Source organism: Pandoraea cepalis, assembly GCF_902459625.1.
In the GTDB taxonomy this organism is placed as follows: Bacteria; Pseudomonadota; Gammaproteobacteria; order Burkholderiales; family Burkholderiaceae; genus Pandoraea; species Pandoraea cepalis.
Genome location: NZ_CABPRY010000001.1, coordinates 531,709 through 547,609, shown reverse-complemented (window position 1 = coordinate 547,609; position 15,901 = coordinate 531,709). Strand labels below are relative to the sequence as shown.

Genomic DNA, 15,901 nt, shown 5'->3' with positions numbered 1-15,901 from the left:
GCGCCACTGCCCTATCGCGCGACATTAACGAACTCACCGAATTCAAGGAATCACATCATGCAAGTTCACGCCCACACGGCCGCTCACGGTCACGACGAAGCCCTGCGCCGCAACGACACGCCCTGGAGCGTCGCCGACATCGAGGCGCTCTTCGCGCTGCCGTTCAACGACCTGATCTTCCGCGCACAGCAAGTGCATCGGGAACACTTCGACGCCAATGCCGTGCAGCTCTCGACGCTGCTCTCGATCAAGACAGGCGGGTGCCCGGAGGACTGCGCCTATTGCCCGCAATCGGCGCGCTATGACACCGGCGTGGAAGCCGAGAAGCTCATGCCGGTGGAGGAAGTGGTCGCCGCCGCGCAGCGCGCCAAAGACGCCGGCGCCACCCGCTTTTGCATGGGCGCCGCATGGCGCAGCCCGAAGCCGCACCAGGTCGACGCGGTGGGCGAGATGGTGCGCAGCGTCAAGGCGCTGGGCCTGGAGACGTGCGTCACGCTCGGCATGCTGCGTGACGGGCAAGCGCAGCAATTGCGCGACGCCGGCCTCGACTACTACAACCACAACCTCGACACGTCGCCCGAGTTCTACGGGCAGATCATCACCACGCGCACCTATCAGGATCGCCTGGACACGCTGGCCCGCGTGCGCGACGCGGGACTGAAAGTGTGCTGCGGCGGCATCGTCGGCCTGGGCGAGACAAGCCGCGAGCGCGCCGGCCTGATCGCACAGCTCGCCAACCTGTCGCCGTATCCCGAATCGGTGCCCATCAACAACCTGATGAAGGTCGAAGGCACGCCGCTGGAGAACAACGACGCCGTCGATCCGTTCGACTTCGTGCGCATGATCGCCGTGGCGCGCATCACGATGCCGCGCGCAATGGTGCGGCTGTCGGCCGGGCGCGAGATGATGGACGACGCCCTGCAATCGTTGTGCTTTCTCGCCGGTGCGAATTCGATGTTCTACGGCGAGAAACTGCTCGTAACCCAAAACCCGCAAGCCGAACACGACCGCGCGTTGCTCGCGCGTCTCGGCATGCACACGTCGACCGAGCAACAGCTCGGCGCCGCCGAGCCCGCAGGCGAGTGCAATGGCCTGACGGCCTGCGCCACGCACTGAGCGTTTTCGGCACGGTGAAGGGCTGGCGTTGAAGGATGTGTTGACAGGTTAAGCCGCCACGACGGCGACGAGATCGCAAAAAGACGATCCGCCGACGCGGCGAAGTTGGATAGCAAAGAGAATGGCGCAAGTGCAGTGGCCCTTCGTCACAAGCGAAGTGCGATGTGCAGGCGCCGCCCCAATCGATCATTTTCCGGAGGCAGCATGTTCGACAAGATCCTCATCGCCAACCGCGGCGAAATCGCCTGCCGCGTGGCCGCCACGGCCGCACGGCTGGGCATTCGCACGGTGGCCGTCTATTCCGACGCCGACGCGCACGCCAAGCATGTCGCCGTGTGCGACGAAGCGGTGCACGTGGGTGGCGCCGCCGCGCGCGAGAGCTATCTGCGCATCGATGCCATCATCAACGCCGCCAAGGCCACCGGCGCCCAGGCCATCCACCCGGGCTACGGCTTCCTGTCCGAGAACGAAGCCTTCGCCGCTGCGTGTCACGAGGCCGGCATCGTCTTCATCGGCCCGCCGGTCGGCGCCATTCATGCGATGGGCAGCAAGAGCGCCGCGAAAACCCTGATGGAAGGCGCCGCAGTGCCGCTGGTGCCGGGCTACCACGGCGACAATCAAGACGCCGCGTTCCTGCACGAGCGCGCCGACGAGATCGGCTACCCCGTGCTGCTCAAGGCCAGCGCAGGCGGCGGCGGCAAGGGCATGCGCGTGGTTGAGCGCAGTTCGGCGTTTCGCGCCGCGCTCACGTCCTGCCAGCGCGAAGCCGCCAGCAGCTTCGGCGACGAGCGCGTGTTGGTCGAAAAGTATCTGACGCGTCCGCGCCATATCGAGATTCAGGTATTTGCCGACACGCACGGCAACTGCGTCTATCTGTTCGAGCGCGACTGCTCGGTGCAGCGCCGTCACCAGAAGGTCCTGGAAGAAGCCCCCGCCCCGGGCATGACCGACGAGCGTCGTCGCGCCATGGGCGAAGCCGCCTGTAATGCCGCGCGGGCCGTGGGCTACGTCGGCGCGGGCACGGTCGAGTTCATCGCCAATCAGGACGGCTCTTTCTACTTCATGGAGATGAACACGCGCCTGCAGGTCGAGCATCCGGTCACGGAAATGATCACCGGGCTCGATCTGGTCGAATGGCAATTGCGCGTGGCGGCGGGCGAAGTGTTGCCGCGCAAGCAGGACGCGTTGCGCATTCAGGGGCATGCGCTCGAAGCCCGTATCTACGCCGAGAATCCGGATAACAACTTCCTGCCGTCGACGGGCACGCTCTGCACGCTGCGTCCGCCCGCAGCGGTCCAGTTCGAGATCGGCAGCGCCGACGCACCGGCCGCCGTGCGCATCGACTCGGGCGTGCGCGAAGGCGACACCATCTCGCCCTTCTACGATCCGATGATCGCCAAGCTGATCGTGTGGGGTCGGGACCGCGACGAAGCACTCGCCCGCATGCGACGCGCGCTGGGCCAGTATCGCGTGGTGGGCGTGCAGACGAACATCGCGTTCCTCGGACGCCTGGTCGCCAGCGAGCCGTTCGCGGCGGCCGATCTCGACACCGGGCTGATCGAGCGCCATCGCGACACGCTGTTCCCGGCCGCCGCCCCGGTACCGGCGACCACGCTGGCACTGGCCGTCGCGGCGCAGCTGGCCCGCGAAACCGTGATCGGCCGCCGCAAATATCAGGACAGCATCGATCACCACTCGCCGTGGCAGCTCGCCACCGGGTGGCGCCTGAACGGCGACTACCAGCGCACCCTCGCCTTCGATCACGGCGAGACGCGGCTATCGGTTCTCCTCACGAGCGGGCCGCAGGCGAGCACGCTCACCGTGGACGGGCAGACGTACCCGTATCGCTACGCCCACGACGCCGGGGTGTATCGCGTGACGCTCGGCGATCGCCGCGTTCAAGGGCATGTCGACTTCGAGCACGACGCCGCGCACGTCTTCGCCGACGGTCAGTCCTGGACGCTGCGCTGGCACGATCCGCTGGCACAAGCGGGGGCGCAGGAAGGGGGCGAGGGGCGGCTGACGGCGCCGATGCCGGGCAAGGTCATCGCCGTGCTCGCGCCCGCCGGTACGAAGGTCGAGAAGGGCGCGCCGCTGCTCGTGATGGAAGCGATGAAGATGGAGCACACCATCAGCGCACCCGCGGACGGTGAAATCGAAGAGGTGCTGTTCGCCGTCGGCGACCAGGTGCCGGAAGGCGCCCAGTTGCTGGCGTTCAAGCGATAGCGATCGTCCTGGCGCGGTGCTCCGGCATCACGCCGCAGCGCACGATGGCGCGGATCCCCATTGACTCGCGCAGGACGGTGCTTTTCGCGCTACCGCTTACTGCGGTAGCGCTCGATGAAATTTGAGGACACTTCCTAGAAACTTCGGCAGCGCCCCCGACAGGGGGTCGCTGCCATGGGGATTTCAGCGCATTCGGAATTTTCATAAGGAATCCGAATGGCTGTTCGGAAATATTCTCGGTGTCGATTTCCACCATGCGCGGTTAAGCGCTCGACACCATGACTCAACGTCCTCACTCGTTCATCGGCCCGCGCGCCATTGCGCTCGCCGCCACACTCACCCTCCTGACTTTGTCTGCCAGCGCCAATGCGCAAAGCAACGTCACCCTCTACGGCACGATCGATTCCGGCTTCGTCCACGCCAATCACACGGCCAGCGTCAACGGCCCGCAATCGCGATCGATGATCACGAGCAACATCATCTCCGGCAGCCGCTGGGGCCTGCGCGGTACCGAGCCGCTGGGCCGCGGACTGTCCGCGATGTTCCAGATCGAAAGCGGCTTCAATGCGGTCAACGGCGAGATGGGGAACGGCGGCCGGGCGTTCGGACGCAAATCCATCGTCGGCCTGAAGAGCACCGAATGGGGCGAAGTGACGATCGGCCGTCAGTACGACCCGGTCGTCAATCTCGTGCAGGGCATGACCGCAGACGGCTACTTCGGTGGGTTCTTTGCCACGCCGGGCGACGTCGACAACTACGACAATGGCGCACGCATCAACAACTCGATCCGCTACGCCACACCGAACTTCGGCGGCTTGCAGTTCGAAGGCATGTACGCATCGGGCAACGTGGCCGGGGAAACCGGGGCCGGCCGGTCGTATGGCATCGCCGGTGCCTACAACAACGGTCCGCTCGCGCTCGGCGCCGGTTTTTTCTTCGCGGACGGTGGCAACACGCGGGCGGCCTATGGCTATCGCGAGTGGACCAGCAGCGCGGGCTCGCTGTTCAACTCGCCGATCAACAGTGGCTTCCGTACGGCGAGTAAGGTACGCATCGCGCGCGTGGCCGGCAAGTATGCCGTTGGCCCGGCGATCCTTGGGCTGTCGTATTCGAATGCCCAGTACGCGAGCGATGGTCTGTCGGAATTCACCGGCACGGCGACATTCGACACCGTGAACGCCTTCGCCACGTATGCCCTGACGCCGGCGATCAACACGGGCATCGGCTATAGCTACACGCGAATGCGCGGTGCGCGCAACCTCGGCGCTCACTACAACCAGTTCAATGCCGGCGTCACCTATGCGCTGTCCAAGCGCACGTCGACCTACGTCATCGGTGGCTATCAACAGGCCATCGGCAAGACGCTGGATCGCGGTCAAACGGTGGAAGCCACCGCGTCGGTCGGTTCGTACGGCTTCAACGCCGGCGCACGAACGCAATTGCTGGTCGGCATGGGCCTGAAGCACAGCTTCTGACGCCCCTTCGTCCCGATCGGCCCGAACACGTGGAAGCCCGCGGGTTCGGGCCGATTTCTCCAATGAATTTAAGCACCTGGAATTCAAACGATCGTTTGGACAATTCCGATTCCTCTGTCTTAAAAAATACACAATTTGCGTTATTGGTATTTACCCTATTCGGGAATCTATTTAGAATTCGCTCCTGTTGAAGTTTGTTGCGGTAGCAACCGACTTGCGACGACTGGCGTCCCCGCTTTCTGAATTTCGCCTTGCGTTCGACGCGCGCCGATGTCTCTCGCGCTGCCGCCACTCGGGCCGGTCGTCACTGGGCACAGTCATCGCTTAGGTCTGTTGTTACGCCGCGCTGTCGTCGCTTAGGGAGAGGGTTTGTGATTTTCGTCATCTGGCTAGGGGTCGCGACGCTCGCCGTCACGGCGACAGTGGCACGTGTCATGCAACTGCAACGCGCTGCCGCACGCACCGCGGCGGCGACCCACGTCTCACGAGTCTTGCGATATCGCCGTAGTCATCGCCGTACCCCTTGCTCGCGCATTCGCTTGAAGGACGCCGCGTAATTTGACGTTGGCCAGCCACCGTTGGCGCAGACGCTGCCGGAACCGAAGTCGTCAGTGACCGTTCAACGAGTCGCACCGAGTTGTCGTCGTACTTGAAGTCACAGTCCGTAGTCCGTAGTCCGCAGTACTCATGCTGTATTCCGGCACAGATGTCCTAGCCGGATAGAGAGTCATCCCTCCCCGCCGTTACGAGGCATCGCTCTCACGCGTTAGCGCCGTACCGCCGCCCACGGCTCGGGCGGCCGATTTCGCGCCCACAGCCTCGTATTGCCCACGCATTGCATTAGCCCCCCGACGCCCTCCATCGCGCGCCGTCGGATCACGCTCGCTCGCGTTATTGCGTGGGCGCTTCGGCATGCGCTTCACCCGCGCGGCATGCCCAATGTTTTGAACCCGAGAAAATTGGCAGACATGAACACCGCCTCAGAGCGCATCACCCTCACCCTCGAGCTGCATCCGAACGATGTGAAACAGCTCGATATCGCCTGCGAGCGCGTCGGCATGAATCGAGAAGATTTCTGCCGGCTGGCCACCCACCTGGAAGGCGCTCGCGTGCTCAATGGCGAGGGCCTGGCCACGCTGTCGCGCCCGTTCGGTTTCGCCGCCGCGCTGCCCGCCGTCCTGCGCGGAGCGCTAGCCCGCTTCTGCCTGCGCTGATCGACATCATTGCCCTACGCCACGGCCAGCATCATCCGATGCACTGGCGCCGTTCCATGTCAGCGTGTCGCCCCATCGGCTGACAACGTCCCGTGTGATGGCGCGGCCCCACGAATTGGGAAGCGTCCGATAAGTTCTGCGCTATAGAGGTCGCCAACTCTGTATAGAGGCCCGCCTGTAACGCATGGGGAGGAGAGCGATATAACGTCGCAAGACGCGGGGGGATTGATTACGCTGTCTGACTCGTCAACGGAGTTCCGCCATGCAAACGAATCCACTCGCGCTGTTCGGAGACCATCTGGCCTGCCTGCGCAAGGCGCGCGGCTGGTCGCAGGAGAAACTGGCGCTCGAGAGCGGCCTGGCACGCTCGTACGTCAGCGGCATCGAGCGCGGTCGACGCAACGTCGCCCTGGTCAATATCTGCGTACTGGCCGATACGCTCGGCGTGCCAACGTCAGAAATGCTGCGCTTTGCGCAGGCGGCCGGGGCCGCGGACACCGCAGCGCTGCCCGATCGCACGCCACTGCCGCAGATCAGCCGTTCGCTGTGCCGCCTCGAGAACCGCGATCAGGTCTGGCTCGCCGAGATCATTCGAAGCCTCAGCTCCCGCCTGAGTCAGGCGGCGCCGCCGTTGGCGACCGACGCTTACGCAGACCGATGCGGCCCCTTGTCTGTCGCACACGGCAGTGCCTGCTGCGATGCGCGAGATACGCGCAATCGACACGAAGCGCGCGACGACATCGACGATGCCGAGGATCTCGACGATTTCGACGACCTCGATGATGCCGCCCCTCCGCCCGCGGCGCTTCCCAACGCCGCTAGACAGACGCCCATCGCCCCAGCGTTCTCCGCAGGCTTTCCTGCCCATCTTCAACTCGCCGCGCCTAGGGAAGCTGACTACCGCGTTGCCGACGACACCGGCACCGACGCCGCCCATCCCGTCGCGCGCATCTGTGACCCCGGGCGCACCCCATCCGAACGCCACGACGCATCCGTCACGTCGTCCAATACCGCCAGATCCGACGCCATCGCACGCGAAGACTCGCGGCATTTCCCCACCGGCGATGACGAGTGAGCGAAAGCGAGGCAATTGATTCTTAGGACATTGCGCAAAGTCCCCCCAGCATCGCGGGGACGTTGCGCGAGCGTTCGTCTTGTAAGCGTGACCTGGCCTTCCGTGAAAACGCTCGCTGCGGCGAGCGTCTTACATCCCCGCAATGGACGTATCGCCGCGCCGTGCCTATCTCACGCACGCCAAGCCTATCAAGCATGACAGCCGGCCGATGACTGCCGACCATTCGCGCCGCTCGACACAACGTCCGGTTCGCCCCGTCAACATCGAGTGACATCCCAAGGCGGAAACTTTCAGAATCGCGTGATGGCTTGCGCCGCCATGTCCGGTGTCACACTGCGCGGCTCCGGTTCACGGGAGTGCGACAAAGCGTATCGAAACACCAGCAGAGCGGTACGCAAACTGGCGCCACCACTACCGTCTGAAAGCACGCACTCTTTGTGCCTTCTCCGAAAGTCTGCAAAAAATCCGCGTTGCGGACCCGGTAGTTCGTGCCTCGCAAACGGGGGATACCCGAGGCACCGTCCCCAATGCCGGTTTTTTGTTTCAATCTTCTTGTCCCTAACAAGGAAAACATTCTTATGGACACCAATTTATTCAGATTCGGCCGACACCTGGCCGGTTTGCGCAAGAAGTACAACTGGGCGCAAGACAAGCTTGCCCTGGAAAGCGGTCTGGCGCGCTCATACCTGAGCGGTGTCGAGCGAGGCAAGCGCAATATCTCGCTGCGCAACATCTGCATTCTCGCCGACACGTTGGGACTGCCGCCGCATGAGTTGCTGGCGTTCGATTCGTCGAACGGCATGGTGGCTGACTCGGGGGTGGCGGTGCCCTGCGATCCGTATCCCTCGCTCAACCGGGCCATGCAGAAACTGTCGGACCGCGATCAGGCGTGGATGGCCGATCTGGTCCGCACGCTGAGCTTGCGTCTGGGCCACGGCGTGTTGCGCGACGAATGAGAGCGGGACGATTGATCGCGGGACGCGACGGCCGCGCGGCGCGCGCGTGTCCGGCGCCGGGCAACGCCGGCCCGCGCGCCGGCGTCGCTACTCGGGTTCAGTCGTTCCCGAGGAAGGCGTCCACCGCGCGGTGAAACGCAATCGGATTGGCCAGATTCATGCCGTGCGATGCGTCCTGGATCACCATGCGACGGGCTTCCGGCATGGCGCACGCGAGCGCATTCAGCACGTCGGGATAGGGTGCGGGACTTTGCGCGCCGCCCATCAGAAGCACCGGCGCATGCAACGCGCCAAGGGCGTCGATCGGCAACGGCGTACGCGGTTCGGCCACCTGACCGATCAGGGTGTGCGCGTTGTCGCGCACCATCTGCTTGAACCACGGCACCATGCGCCGCCACGTATCCGGGCCGCTCACGGTGTCGATAAAGATCGCCAGTCCGCCGTCGATATCGCCGGACTCGATGGCGGCAAGCGCCTGTTCGCGGAAGCTGCCCCGCTCGCGGTCGAGTGGCGTCTGCGCCGGACCGCCGCTGATTTCCACGCCCGGGTCCGCCAGTATCAGCGAGCGTACGGTGTCGGGCGCGAGCAGCGCCGTGCGCAACGCGACATAGCCGCCGCGCGAATGGCCGAGCATATGGACCGGGCCGACGCCCAACGCCGTGACGAACGCGGCCAGGTCCTCGGCGTGCTGCTCCCCCGAGAACGTGCCGTCGTGGCCGCTCCAGGCTTCGGGCCAGTAGTGACGCAGACTCACTGAGATCACCCGCCGCCGCTGCGCCAACGGCGCCATGTTCGGCTTGAAGTAACGGCAATCGCAAAGCGAACCGTGAACCAGCAACAGCGGCGCGCCACTGGCGTCGGCGGGGGCAGGGGTCTCGACGTACGCCATCGGATAACCGTTGACGTCGATCGTTTGCGGTACAGGAACCGGCATGGGAGACACATCAGGTAAGGCGGGCCGCCAGTATACCGAGCTTGCCGCCCGCTTGCCGCCCGCTTGCCGCCGTGCGCCATCGGCCTGCCATGCCGCCTGGGAGAGCGGGGACTACGCGCTAGTGTATGCTTGCGACTCCCTTCATTCCTGCGGTTTCCCGGCATGGCACTCAAAGCCACCATATACAAGGCCGAGGTGCAGATCACCAACCTCGACCGCCACTACTACGCCGCCCATAGCCTGACGCTCGCCCGGCATCCGTCGGAAACCGACGAACGCATGATGGTGCGCCTGCTGGCCTTCATGCTGTATGCCGATGAACGGCTCACGTTCGGCAAGGGCCTCTCCAACGCCGACGAGCCCGACCTGTGGGAACACGACTTCGGGGGCGACATCGTCCGTTGGATCGACGTCGGGCAGCCCGACGCACGGCGCCTTGTCAAAGCCGCGGGCCGCGCGACGCATGTCGACGTCGTAGCGTACGGCGGCAAACCCGCCGCCGTCTGGTGGCAGGCGACCGAGTCGCAGATCACCCGCTTGTCGAACCTCACGGTGCGCATGCTCGATGAGACATCCGCCGAGGCGCTCACGGCACTCGCCGCGCGCACGATGCGCCTCCAGTGCACGATTCAGGACGGTGAAGTCTGGATCGCCGACGACAGCCACAATTTCGCCGTCAACCTCGTGACGTTGCGCGCGGCCGCCAACGACTGACCGGCTTCGGGCATTCCCCGACGGCGGCGCGGCGCGCTGTGCCGCTGTGCCGCTGTGCCGCTGTGCCGCTGCGCCGCGTCACAACGTCACCGCCCCGCCCTCGCCCTCCTCGCCCTCCTCGCCCTCCTCGCCCTCCTCGCCCTCCTCGCCGTTCTCGCCGTTCTCGCCGCCCTCGCCCTCCTCGCCGTTCTCTCCGTCCACGCGGCTCGCCGCCCTCCGCGCCTCCGGCCTCGCCGCAGTACGCGCGACACCACAAGCTGCGTTACACTTGACGTTAACGTCAATCGAGTGAACACGGCCGCGTCTCCAACGCCCCCCAGAAAGACCGGCACCGGTCGTCACCTCGCTGGCCCTATCGCCATGGCTCATTCCTATACGCGTCTGCCCCGCAACTCATGGACATCCTGATCTTTTCTCCGGACGGCAAGACCGCCGCCTACGAATCCGGCCTCGCCGAGCATTTGCCGCAGGCCGGCATTCGCGGCTGGCAGCCCGGCGACACGGCACCGGCCGACTACCTGGTGCTCTGGAAGCCGAATGCCGAAGTGTTGCAACCGCGCGAGCGCCTGAAAGCGATTTTCAACCTGGGCGCCGGGGTGGACGGCGTGCTCGGCGCGCACGGCGAAGGCGCACATCGCCTGCCGGCGGGCGTGCCGCTGGTCCGTCTCGAAGACGCCGGCATGGCCGACCAGATGGCGCAGTACGTGAGCGCCGCCGCATTGCGCTACTTCCGCCGTCTCGACGAATTCGATGCGCAGCAAACCCGAGGTCAGTGGAAGTTCCAGAAGCCGAACCGTCTCGCGGACTTCCCCGTCGCGGTGCTCGGTTACGGCACGCTCGGCGCGCACGTCGCCAAGGCACTCAAGGCGTTCGGCTTTCCGGTACGTGCATGGACCCGCAGCCAGCGCAGCGACGATAGCGGCATCGAATTGCACCACGGCGACGCCGGCTTCGATGCCTGCGTGTCCGGCGCCCGCATACTCGTCAACCTGCTGCCTCTCACGCCGCAAACGGTCGATGTGCTCAACGCCAGGCTGTTTGCGAAGTTGGCGCAAGGGGCGTTCCTGATCAACGTCGCGCGCGGCGCGCACCTGGTGGAAGACGATCTCCTTGCCGCGCTGGACAGCGGCCAGATCGCCGCGGCCACGCTCGACGTGTTTCGCACCGAGCCGTTGCCGGCCGACCATCCGTTCTGGCACGCACCTCGCCTGACGCTCACACCGCACATTTCCGCCCTGACGTTGCGCGACGAAACGGTCGCGCAGATCGCCGGGAAGATCGCCGCGCTCGAACGCGGCGAAACGATCACCGGCATCGTCGATCCGACGCGCGGCTACTGAGCCGTCGCCCACGCGCGCCATTGCCCGAACCCCTCCAAGGAGACACCGCATGTCCTTGTCCACGTCTAATCTGCCGAAGCACGTGAAAGTGGTCGAAGTCGGCCCGCGCGACGGTCTGCAAAACGAAAAGCAGCCGGTACCGACCGACATCAAGATTGCGCTGATCGACCGACTGTCGGCCGCCGGCTTCGCCAATATCGAATCGACGTCGTTCGTCTCGCCCAAATGGGTGCCGCAGATGGCCGACGGCGCCGAGGTGATGGCGGGCATTACGCGTCGTCCCGGCACGATCTACTCGGTGCTCACGCCGAACCTGCGCGGCTTCGAGGGGGCGGTGGCGGCCAAGGCCGACGAAGTGGTGATCTTCGGCGCCGCGAGCGAAGCGTTCTCGCAGCGCAATATCAACTGCTCCATCGTGGAGAGCATCGAGCGCTTCGAACCCGTCGCGCGCGCGGCGAAGGACGCCGGTCTGCGCTTGCGCGGCAGCATCTCGTGCGCGCTCGGCTGCCCGTACCAAGGGGAAGTGTCCGTCGCGAGCGTGGTCGACGTGGTGCAACGACTCGCGGCGCTCGGCTGCGACGAAATCGACATTGCCGACACCATCGGTGTGGGCACGCCGTCGCGCACCCGCGAAGTCATGGAAGCCTGCGCGAAGGTGTTCCCGATCGAGCGTCTGTCCGGCCACTTCCACGACACCTACGGCCAGGCGACTGCCAACGTCTACGCCGCGCTGCTCTCGGGCATCTCGATTTTCCACTCGTCCGTCGCCGGTCTTGGCGGCTGCCCGTACGCCAAGGGCGCAACGGGGAACGTGGCGACGGAAGACGTGGTGTATCTGCTGCAGGGTCTCGGCATCGAGACCGGCATCGATCTGGACGCCGTCGTACGCACGGGCGACTTCATTTCGCGCGCCATCGACCGGCCGAACGCGTCACGCGTCGGCCGCGCCATGCTCGCGAAACTGCAGGACGGCGCGCCCACCTGTGTGTGATACCGCGCGGGCCAATGTGCCCGCGTCGACCCCGTGATTCGAAGACACTGACACGACCATGAGCGAGACACCCCGGACTCCCGAACCCGCCGAACAGGACGCGCTTCCTGAAGGCGCACGTCACGTTGCACGGCTGCTCGCCGGCCTGGGCCACGACCAGCCGATCGTGCTTCTGCCGAGCACCGGCAAGACCTCGGCCGAGGCCGCTGCCGGCCTCGGTTGCGACGTGGCCCAGATCGCCAAGTCGATCCTCTTTCGCCGCGCCGCCGACGACACCCCGGTGCTGGTCATCGCGAGCGGCATCAATCGCGTCGACGAGAAGAAGGTGGCGGCACAGGTCGGCGACCTTGCCCGCGCCGATGCGCGTTTCGTCAAGGAGAAGACGGGCTATTCAATTGGTGGCGTCTGCCCGATCGGGCACGTCGTGTCGCCGCTCACGCTGATCGACGAAGACCTGCTCAAGCTCACCAGCCTGTGGGCCGCCGCCGGGCACCCGCATGCCGTGTTCAACCTCACGCCAACGCAGCTCGTGGCGATGACGGGCGCGCCCGTCGTCGACGTGGCGCTGCGCGACTAAGCGCCCCCAAGGCCATCATGACCCTGCCCGAGTCCCCCGTGCCGTCGCCCTGCACCAACATCTGCCGCATGAATCCAGCGACGGGGTGGTGCTCGGGTTGCTGGCGCACGCTCGACGAAATTGCCGCGTGGTCGACGATGGCCGAGGGCGACAAGCGCCACATTTGGTCGCTGTTGCCCGCACGACGTGTCGAACACGAGCCGCCGCCGGTGCAGTATCGCCGTGTGATCGCCAACGACCCCGGCTCGGGCAACGCATAACGCGCCCCGACGCATAACGCTTTCTATACCGCATATGGGAAAAATCGTTGCCATTGGCGAGACCTTCGCCGCCACCCACCATTTTTCGCCTGACTCGATCCGCGAATTTTCCGCGCTCGCGCACGACTTCAATCCACTGCACCACGACGCGGACTATGCGGCCGCCGACCTGCGTTTCGGCGGACTGATCTCGTCGGGCACGCAGCAGATGTCCTATCTGGCCGCCCTGCTCGCCACGCACTATTCGAAGACGGCCCAACCGCTCGGGCTCGAATTCGACATGAAGTTGCGCCGCGCCGTGCACGCGGGCGACGACATCACCGTGCGCTGGACCGTGACCGACAGCCTGTGGAAAGACAAACTCGCGGGCGACATCGTGTCGCTCGACGGCGAGGCCGTCAATCAACGCGGCGAGACGGTGATCGCGGCCACGGCCAAGATCCTCGTGAGCGCCAAACCGGCCTGATACGCCGCCAGCGCCTCGTGTTGCCCCTTACGCCCCTACGTCCATGACCTCGCTTGCCTTGCCCCCCGGGCTTCGCGTGTTCGAGCGCGGCTGGCTCTCCTCGAACAATGTCCTGTTCCTCGGCGACGCGCCAACACTCGTCGACAGCGGCTACGTCACGCATGCGGAGCAGACGCTCGCGCTCGTCGCGCACGCGCTGCCGCAGGGTCAGCCGCTCGCACGGCTCGTCAACACGCATCTGCACTCCGATCACTGCGGCGGCAACGCGGCACTTCAAGCTCGCTACGGTTGCCGCACATGGGTCCCCGCCGCCGACGCCGATCCCGTGCGCCATTGGGATGCGCGGCGTCTGTCGTTCGAGGCGACCGGCCAGCAGTGCGCGCGCTTCACCTTCGACGACACCCTCTCGCCCGGCGACGCGATGACGCTCGGCGAGCGCGAATGGCTCGTTCTCGGCGCCCCGGGCCACGATCCGCACGCGCTGATGCTCTACAACGCCACCGACGGCATCCTGATTTCCGGCGATGCGCTGTGGGAACGCGGCTTCGGCGTGATCTTTCCGGAGCTCGACGGCGAGTCCGGATTCGCCGAACAGGCGGCCGTGCTCGACCTCATCGAGCAACTCGATGTGGCGCAGGTGATTCCAGGACACGGCAAGCCGTTCGGCGATATCGACGGCGCACTCGCCACCGCGCGCGCGCGCCTTGACTATCTGCAAAGCGATCCGGCACGCAATGCGCGCAACGCGCTCAAGGTGCTGATCGTCTTCCGTCTCATGGCCGAGAATGAGATGACGGGCACAGCGCTCAAGGCCACACTCGACACCGCGCGGGCATGGCGCAGCGCCGCCGCGATGCTTGCGCCGCCGTCGGCCTGGCCCGATCTGCTCGACCGCCTCGTGGCGGAACTCGCCAAGGCAGGCGCAGTGCGCTACGAGTGTGAGACGGATACGTTGTACGCCGTCTAGGCGCACCGGGCTTTCGAGATCTTTGAAAAAAACAACGCCGCTTGCCAGTCACGGCAAGCGGCGTTTGAGGACGTGACGTGCCGGACGAACGCTGCGGTCGCTAACGCGGCGCCCGTCCTGTGGCGTCTTGATGCTGACGCCGCTTGGCACGCGCTTTCATCCTAGTCGCGACGCCCCCGTCCCCCAAGGGGACTTTCCCTGATACGCGCGCGAATTCCCTCGACGGAACCGAAGCTTTCTTCGAGTGCCCGCTCAACGGTCGACGAACGAATCCCCCTATAATCGAACGATCGTTCGCGAAATTAACCCGCTGCGAATTGGGCGTCGACGCAATGATGTCGCTCGCCGAATGTCCTGCTCGAGGAGACTTCATGGCCCTTCCCAAGATTCTGCAAAACCTGGCGCTGCCCGTGGTGGCGTCACCGATGTTCATCGTGAGTTACCCGGAACTGGTGCTCGCGCAGTGCAAGGCTGGGATCGTCGGCTCGTTCCCTGCGCTGAACGCGCGTGAGCCGCAAATTCTCGAAGACTGGCTCTCACGCATCACCGAGGAACTCGCCGCATACCAGGCGGCCAATCCGGACGCCATCGTGGGTCCGCTCGCCGTCAATCAGATCGTGCACCAGTCGAACCAGCGGCTCGAACACGACGTGCGGGTGTGCGTGGAGCATCGCGTGCCGATCTTCATCACCAGCTTGCGCGCGCCGCCCAAGGAGGTGCTCGACGCCGTGCACAGCTATGGCGGCATCGTGCTGCACGACGTGATCAATCTGCGTCATGCGAACAAGGCGCTCGAAGCCGGTGTGGATGGGCTGATCCTCGTCGCCGCCGGGGCGGGCGGCCACGCGGGCATGCTCTCGCCGTTCGCGCTGGTGGGCGAGGTGCGCAAGATCTTCGACGGCCCCATCGTGCTCTCCGGCGCGATTGCCAACGGCGGATCGATTCTCGCCGCCCAGGCCATGGGCGCCGATCTCGCGTATATCGGCACGCGGTTTATCGCCTCTTCCGAAGCCAACGCCAGCGACACCTACAAACAGGCGATCGTCGAGGCCAGCGCCAACGACATCATCTATACGAACCTGTTCACCGGCGTGTCGGGCAACTACATCCGCCAGAGCATTCTGAATGCGGGCCTCGACCCCGATGACCTGCCCACGGCCGACAAGAGCGCCATGAACTTCTCCAAGGCGAAGGCGTGGAAGGACATCTGGGGCGCGGGTCAGGGGGTGGGATTGATGGACGACGTGCGCCCCGCAGCCGAGATCATTGCGCGCCTGAAGCAGGAATACGACGACACGCGCAAACGACTGGCCGGCTGACAACGCACGCGCGCGCCGGACGAATCGACGTTTCGGCGCGGCGTTTCACTGCGACTCGACGGCCGCCGCTCTCCCCGCCGCCCACTTCGCCCCCTCACCACCGCTCCCGCCTCGCCATTCGCCGCGGCCTCGTCGCGCCCGTCGCCGGACACAATGCCCCGTCGCGCCGGTGGCCGGTCGCGTCATGACGTCACGTCCGCACCTCGCGGCAATGCGCCGGAATCGACAGTGCGCTCGGCCGAAGCGCAAACACGCCCCTTCACGCGATGGC

General features: G+C 65.5%; 15 protein-coding genes and 1 pseudogene. 14 read left to right on the top strand and 2 right to left on the bottom strand.

From position 1 onward, the window contains the following. Positions 1 to 123 precede the first annotated feature (123 nt). The 6 genes and pseudogenes from bioB to PCE31107_RS02400 all read left to right on the top strand — a co-directional run. Positions 124 to 1,116, top strand: a pseudogene (bioB, locus tag PCE31107_RS02425) (biotin synthase BioB); the annotation flags it as partial. 204 nt (positions 1,117 to 1,320) lie between these two features. Then, complete coding sequence (locus PCE31107_RS02420; RefSeq protein ID WP_150606281.1) at positions 1,321 to 3,342, top strand: acetyl/propionyl/methylcrotonyl-CoA carboxylase subunit alpha; 2,022 nt, start codon at positions 1,321 to 1,323, stop codon at positions 3,340 to 3,342. A 278-nt stretch (positions 3,343 to 3,620) separates the two neighbouring features. Further along, entirely contained in the window at positions 3,621 to 4,817 is a 1,197-nt protein-coding gene (locus PCE31107_RS02415) for a porin (protein WP_150606279.1), read from the top strand. 968 nt (positions 4,818 to 5,785) lie between these two features. After that, positions 5,786 to 6,031, top strand: a complete 246-nt coding sequence (locus tag PCE31107_RS02410; RefSeq protein ID WP_150606277.1) for a hypothetical protein — start codon at positions 5,786 to 5,788, stop codon at positions 6,029 to 6,031. A gap of 262 nt (positions 6,032 to 6,293) precedes the next feature. Next, complete coding sequence (locus tag PCE31107_RS23590) at positions 6,294 to 7,106, top strand: helix-turn-helix domain-containing protein (protein ID WP_246181687.1); 813 nt, start codon at positions 6,294 to 6,296, stop codon at positions 7,104 to 7,106. 578 nt (positions 7,107 to 7,684) lie between these two features. After that, entirely contained in the window at positions 7,685 to 8,062 is a 378-nt protein-coding gene (locus tag PCE31107_RS02400) for a helix-turn-helix domain-containing protein (protein ID WP_150606275.1), read from the top strand. A gap of 97 nt (positions 8,063 to 8,159) precedes the next feature. On the opposite strand, the gene PCE31107_RS02395 is transcribed toward PCE31107_RS02400, so the two are convergent. Further along, positions 8,160 to 8,996: an alpha/beta fold hydrolase gene (locus PCE31107_RS02395; protein ID WP_150606273.1), complete on the bottom strand. Its 837-nt coding sequence runs from the start codon at positions 8,994 to 8,996 to the stop codon at positions 8,160 to 8,162. 162 nt (positions 8,997 to 9,158) lie between these two features. Here PCE31107_RS02395 and PCE31107_RS02390 point away from each other — a divergent pair, with 162 nt between their 5' ends. Next, positions 9,159 to 9,710, top strand: coding sequence for a YaeQ family protein (locus tag PCE31107_RS02390; protein ID WP_150606271.1), 552 nt, complete (start codon positions 9,159 to 9,161; stop codon positions 9,708 to 9,710). A gap of 78 nt (positions 9,711 to 9,788) precedes the next feature. Here PCE31107_RS02390 and PCE31107_RS23770 read toward each other — a convergent pair whose 3' ends face one another. Further along, positions 9,789 to 9,911: a hypothetical protein gene (locus PCE31107_RS23770; RefSeq protein ID WP_281352547.1), complete on the bottom strand. Its 123-nt coding sequence runs from the start codon at positions 9,909 to 9,911 to the stop codon at positions 9,789 to 9,791. A 194-nt stretch (positions 9,912 to 10,105) separates the two neighbouring features. On the opposite strand from PCE31107_RS23770, the gene PCE31107_RS02385 reads away from it, so the two are divergent. From PCE31107_RS02385 to PCE31107_RS02355, 7 genes are all read left to right on the top strand, one after another. Then, positions 10,106 to 11,050, top strand: coding sequence for a 2-hydroxyacid dehydrogenase (locus tag PCE31107_RS02385; protein WP_150606269.1), 945 nt, complete (start codon positions 10,106 to 10,108; stop codon positions 11,048 to 11,050). Positions 11,051 to 11,099: 49 nt separating this feature from the next. After that, the gene (locus PCE31107_RS02380) at positions 11,100 to 12,041 is read left to right on the top strand and encodes a hydroxymethylglutaryl-CoA lyase (RefSeq protein ID WP_150606267.1); all 942 of its coding nucleotides are present in this window, start codon (positions 11,100 to 11,102) and stop codon (positions 12,039 to 12,041) included. A 58-nt stretch (positions 12,042 to 12,099) separates the two neighbouring features. Then, positions 12,100 to 12,618 carry a YbaK/EbsC family protein gene (locus PCE31107_RS02375; RefSeq protein ID WP_150606266.1) on the top strand — a complete coding sequence of 173 codons (519 nt, stop codon included), beginning with the start codon at positions 12,100 to 12,102 and terminating at the stop codon, positions 12,616 to 12,618. A gap of 17 nt (positions 12,619 to 12,635) precedes the next feature. Beyond that, positions 12,636 to 12,878, top strand: coding sequence for a DUF1289 domain-containing protein (locus tag PCE31107_RS02370; protein WP_150606264.1), 243 nt, complete (start codon positions 12,636 to 12,638; stop codon positions 12,876 to 12,878). A 34-nt stretch (positions 12,879 to 12,912) separates the two neighbouring features. Then, positions 12,913 to 13,344, top strand: a complete 432-nt coding sequence (locus PCE31107_RS02365; RefSeq protein WP_017233243.1) for a MaoC family dehydratase — start codon at positions 12,913 to 12,915, stop codon at positions 13,342 to 13,344. A 43-nt stretch (positions 13,345 to 13,387) separates the two neighbouring features. Further along, positions 13,388 to 14,311, top strand: a complete 924-nt coding sequence (locus tag PCE31107_RS02360) for an MBL fold metallo-hydrolase (RefSeq protein ID WP_150606262.1) — start codon at positions 13,388 to 13,390, stop codon at positions 14,309 to 14,311. A 371-nt stretch (positions 14,312 to 14,682) separates the two neighbouring features. Next, positions 14,683 to 15,630 carry an NAD(P)H-dependent flavin oxidoreductase gene (locus PCE31107_RS02355; protein ID WP_130024673.1) on the top strand — a complete coding sequence of 316 codons (948 nt, stop codon included), beginning with the start codon at positions 14,683 to 14,685 and terminating at the stop codon, positions 15,628 to 15,630. Positions 15,631 to 15,901 lie beyond the last annotated feature (271 nt).

Excerpts from the sequence above, each read along its gene's own strand:
- PCE31107_RS02415 (WP_150606279.1), top strand. The coding sequence starts at position 3,621 with ATGACTCAACGTCCTCACTCGTTCATCGGCCCGCGCGCCATTGCGCTC.
- PCE31107_RS02420 (WP_150606281.1), top strand. The coding sequence starts at position 1,321 with ATGTTCGACAAGATCCTCATCGCCAACCGCGGCGAAATCGCCTGCCGC.
- PCE31107_RS02370 (WP_150606264.1), top strand. The coding sequence starts at position 12,636 with ATGACCCTGCCCGAGTCCCCCGTGCCGTCGCCCTGCACCAACATCTGC.
- PCE31107_RS02360 (WP_150606262.1), top strand. The coding sequence starts at position 13,388 with ATGACCTCGCTTGCCTTGCCCCCCGGGCTTCGCGTGTTCGAGCGCGGC.
- PCE31107_RS02410 (WP_150606277.1), top strand. The coding sequence starts at position 5,786 with ATGAACACCGCCTCAGAGCGCATCACCCTCACCCTCGAGCTGCATCCG.
- PCE31107_RS02355 (WP_130024673.1), top strand. The coding sequence starts at position 14,683 with ATGGCCCTTCCCAAGATTCTGCAAAACCTGGCGCTGCCCGTGGTGGCG.
- PCE31107_RS02395 (WP_150606273.1), bottom strand. The coding sequence starts at position 8,996 with ATGCCGGTTCCTGTACCGCAAACGATCGACGTCAACGGTTATCCGATG.
- PCE31107_RS02385 (WP_150606269.1), top strand. The coding sequence starts at position 10,106 with ATGGACATCCTGATCTTTTCTCCGGACGGCAAGACCGCCGCCTACGAA.
- PCE31107_RS02375 (WP_150606266.1), top strand. The coding sequence starts at position 12,100 with ATGAGCGAGACACCCCGGACTCCCGAACCCGCCGAACAGGACGCGCTT.
- PCE31107_RS02390 (WP_150606271.1), top strand. The coding sequence starts at position 9,159 with ATGGCACTCAAAGCCACCATATACAAGGCCGAGGTGCAGATCACCAAC.
- PCE31107_RS02380 (WP_150606267.1), top strand. The coding sequence starts at position 11,100 with ATGTCCTTGTCCACGTCTAATCTGCCGAAGCACGTGAAAGTGGTCGAA.
- PCE31107_RS02400 (WP_150606275.1), top strand. The coding sequence starts at position 7,685 with ATGGACACCAATTTATTCAGATTCGGCCGACACCTGGCCGGTTTGCGC.
- PCE31107_RS23590 (WP_246181687.1), top strand. The coding sequence starts at position 6,294 with ATGCAAACGAATCCACTCGCGCTGTTCGGAGACCATCTGGCCTGCCTG.
- PCE31107_RS02365 (WP_017233243.1), top strand. The coding sequence starts at position 12,913 with ATGGGAAAAATCGTTGCCATTGGCGAGACCTTCGCCGCCACCCACCAT.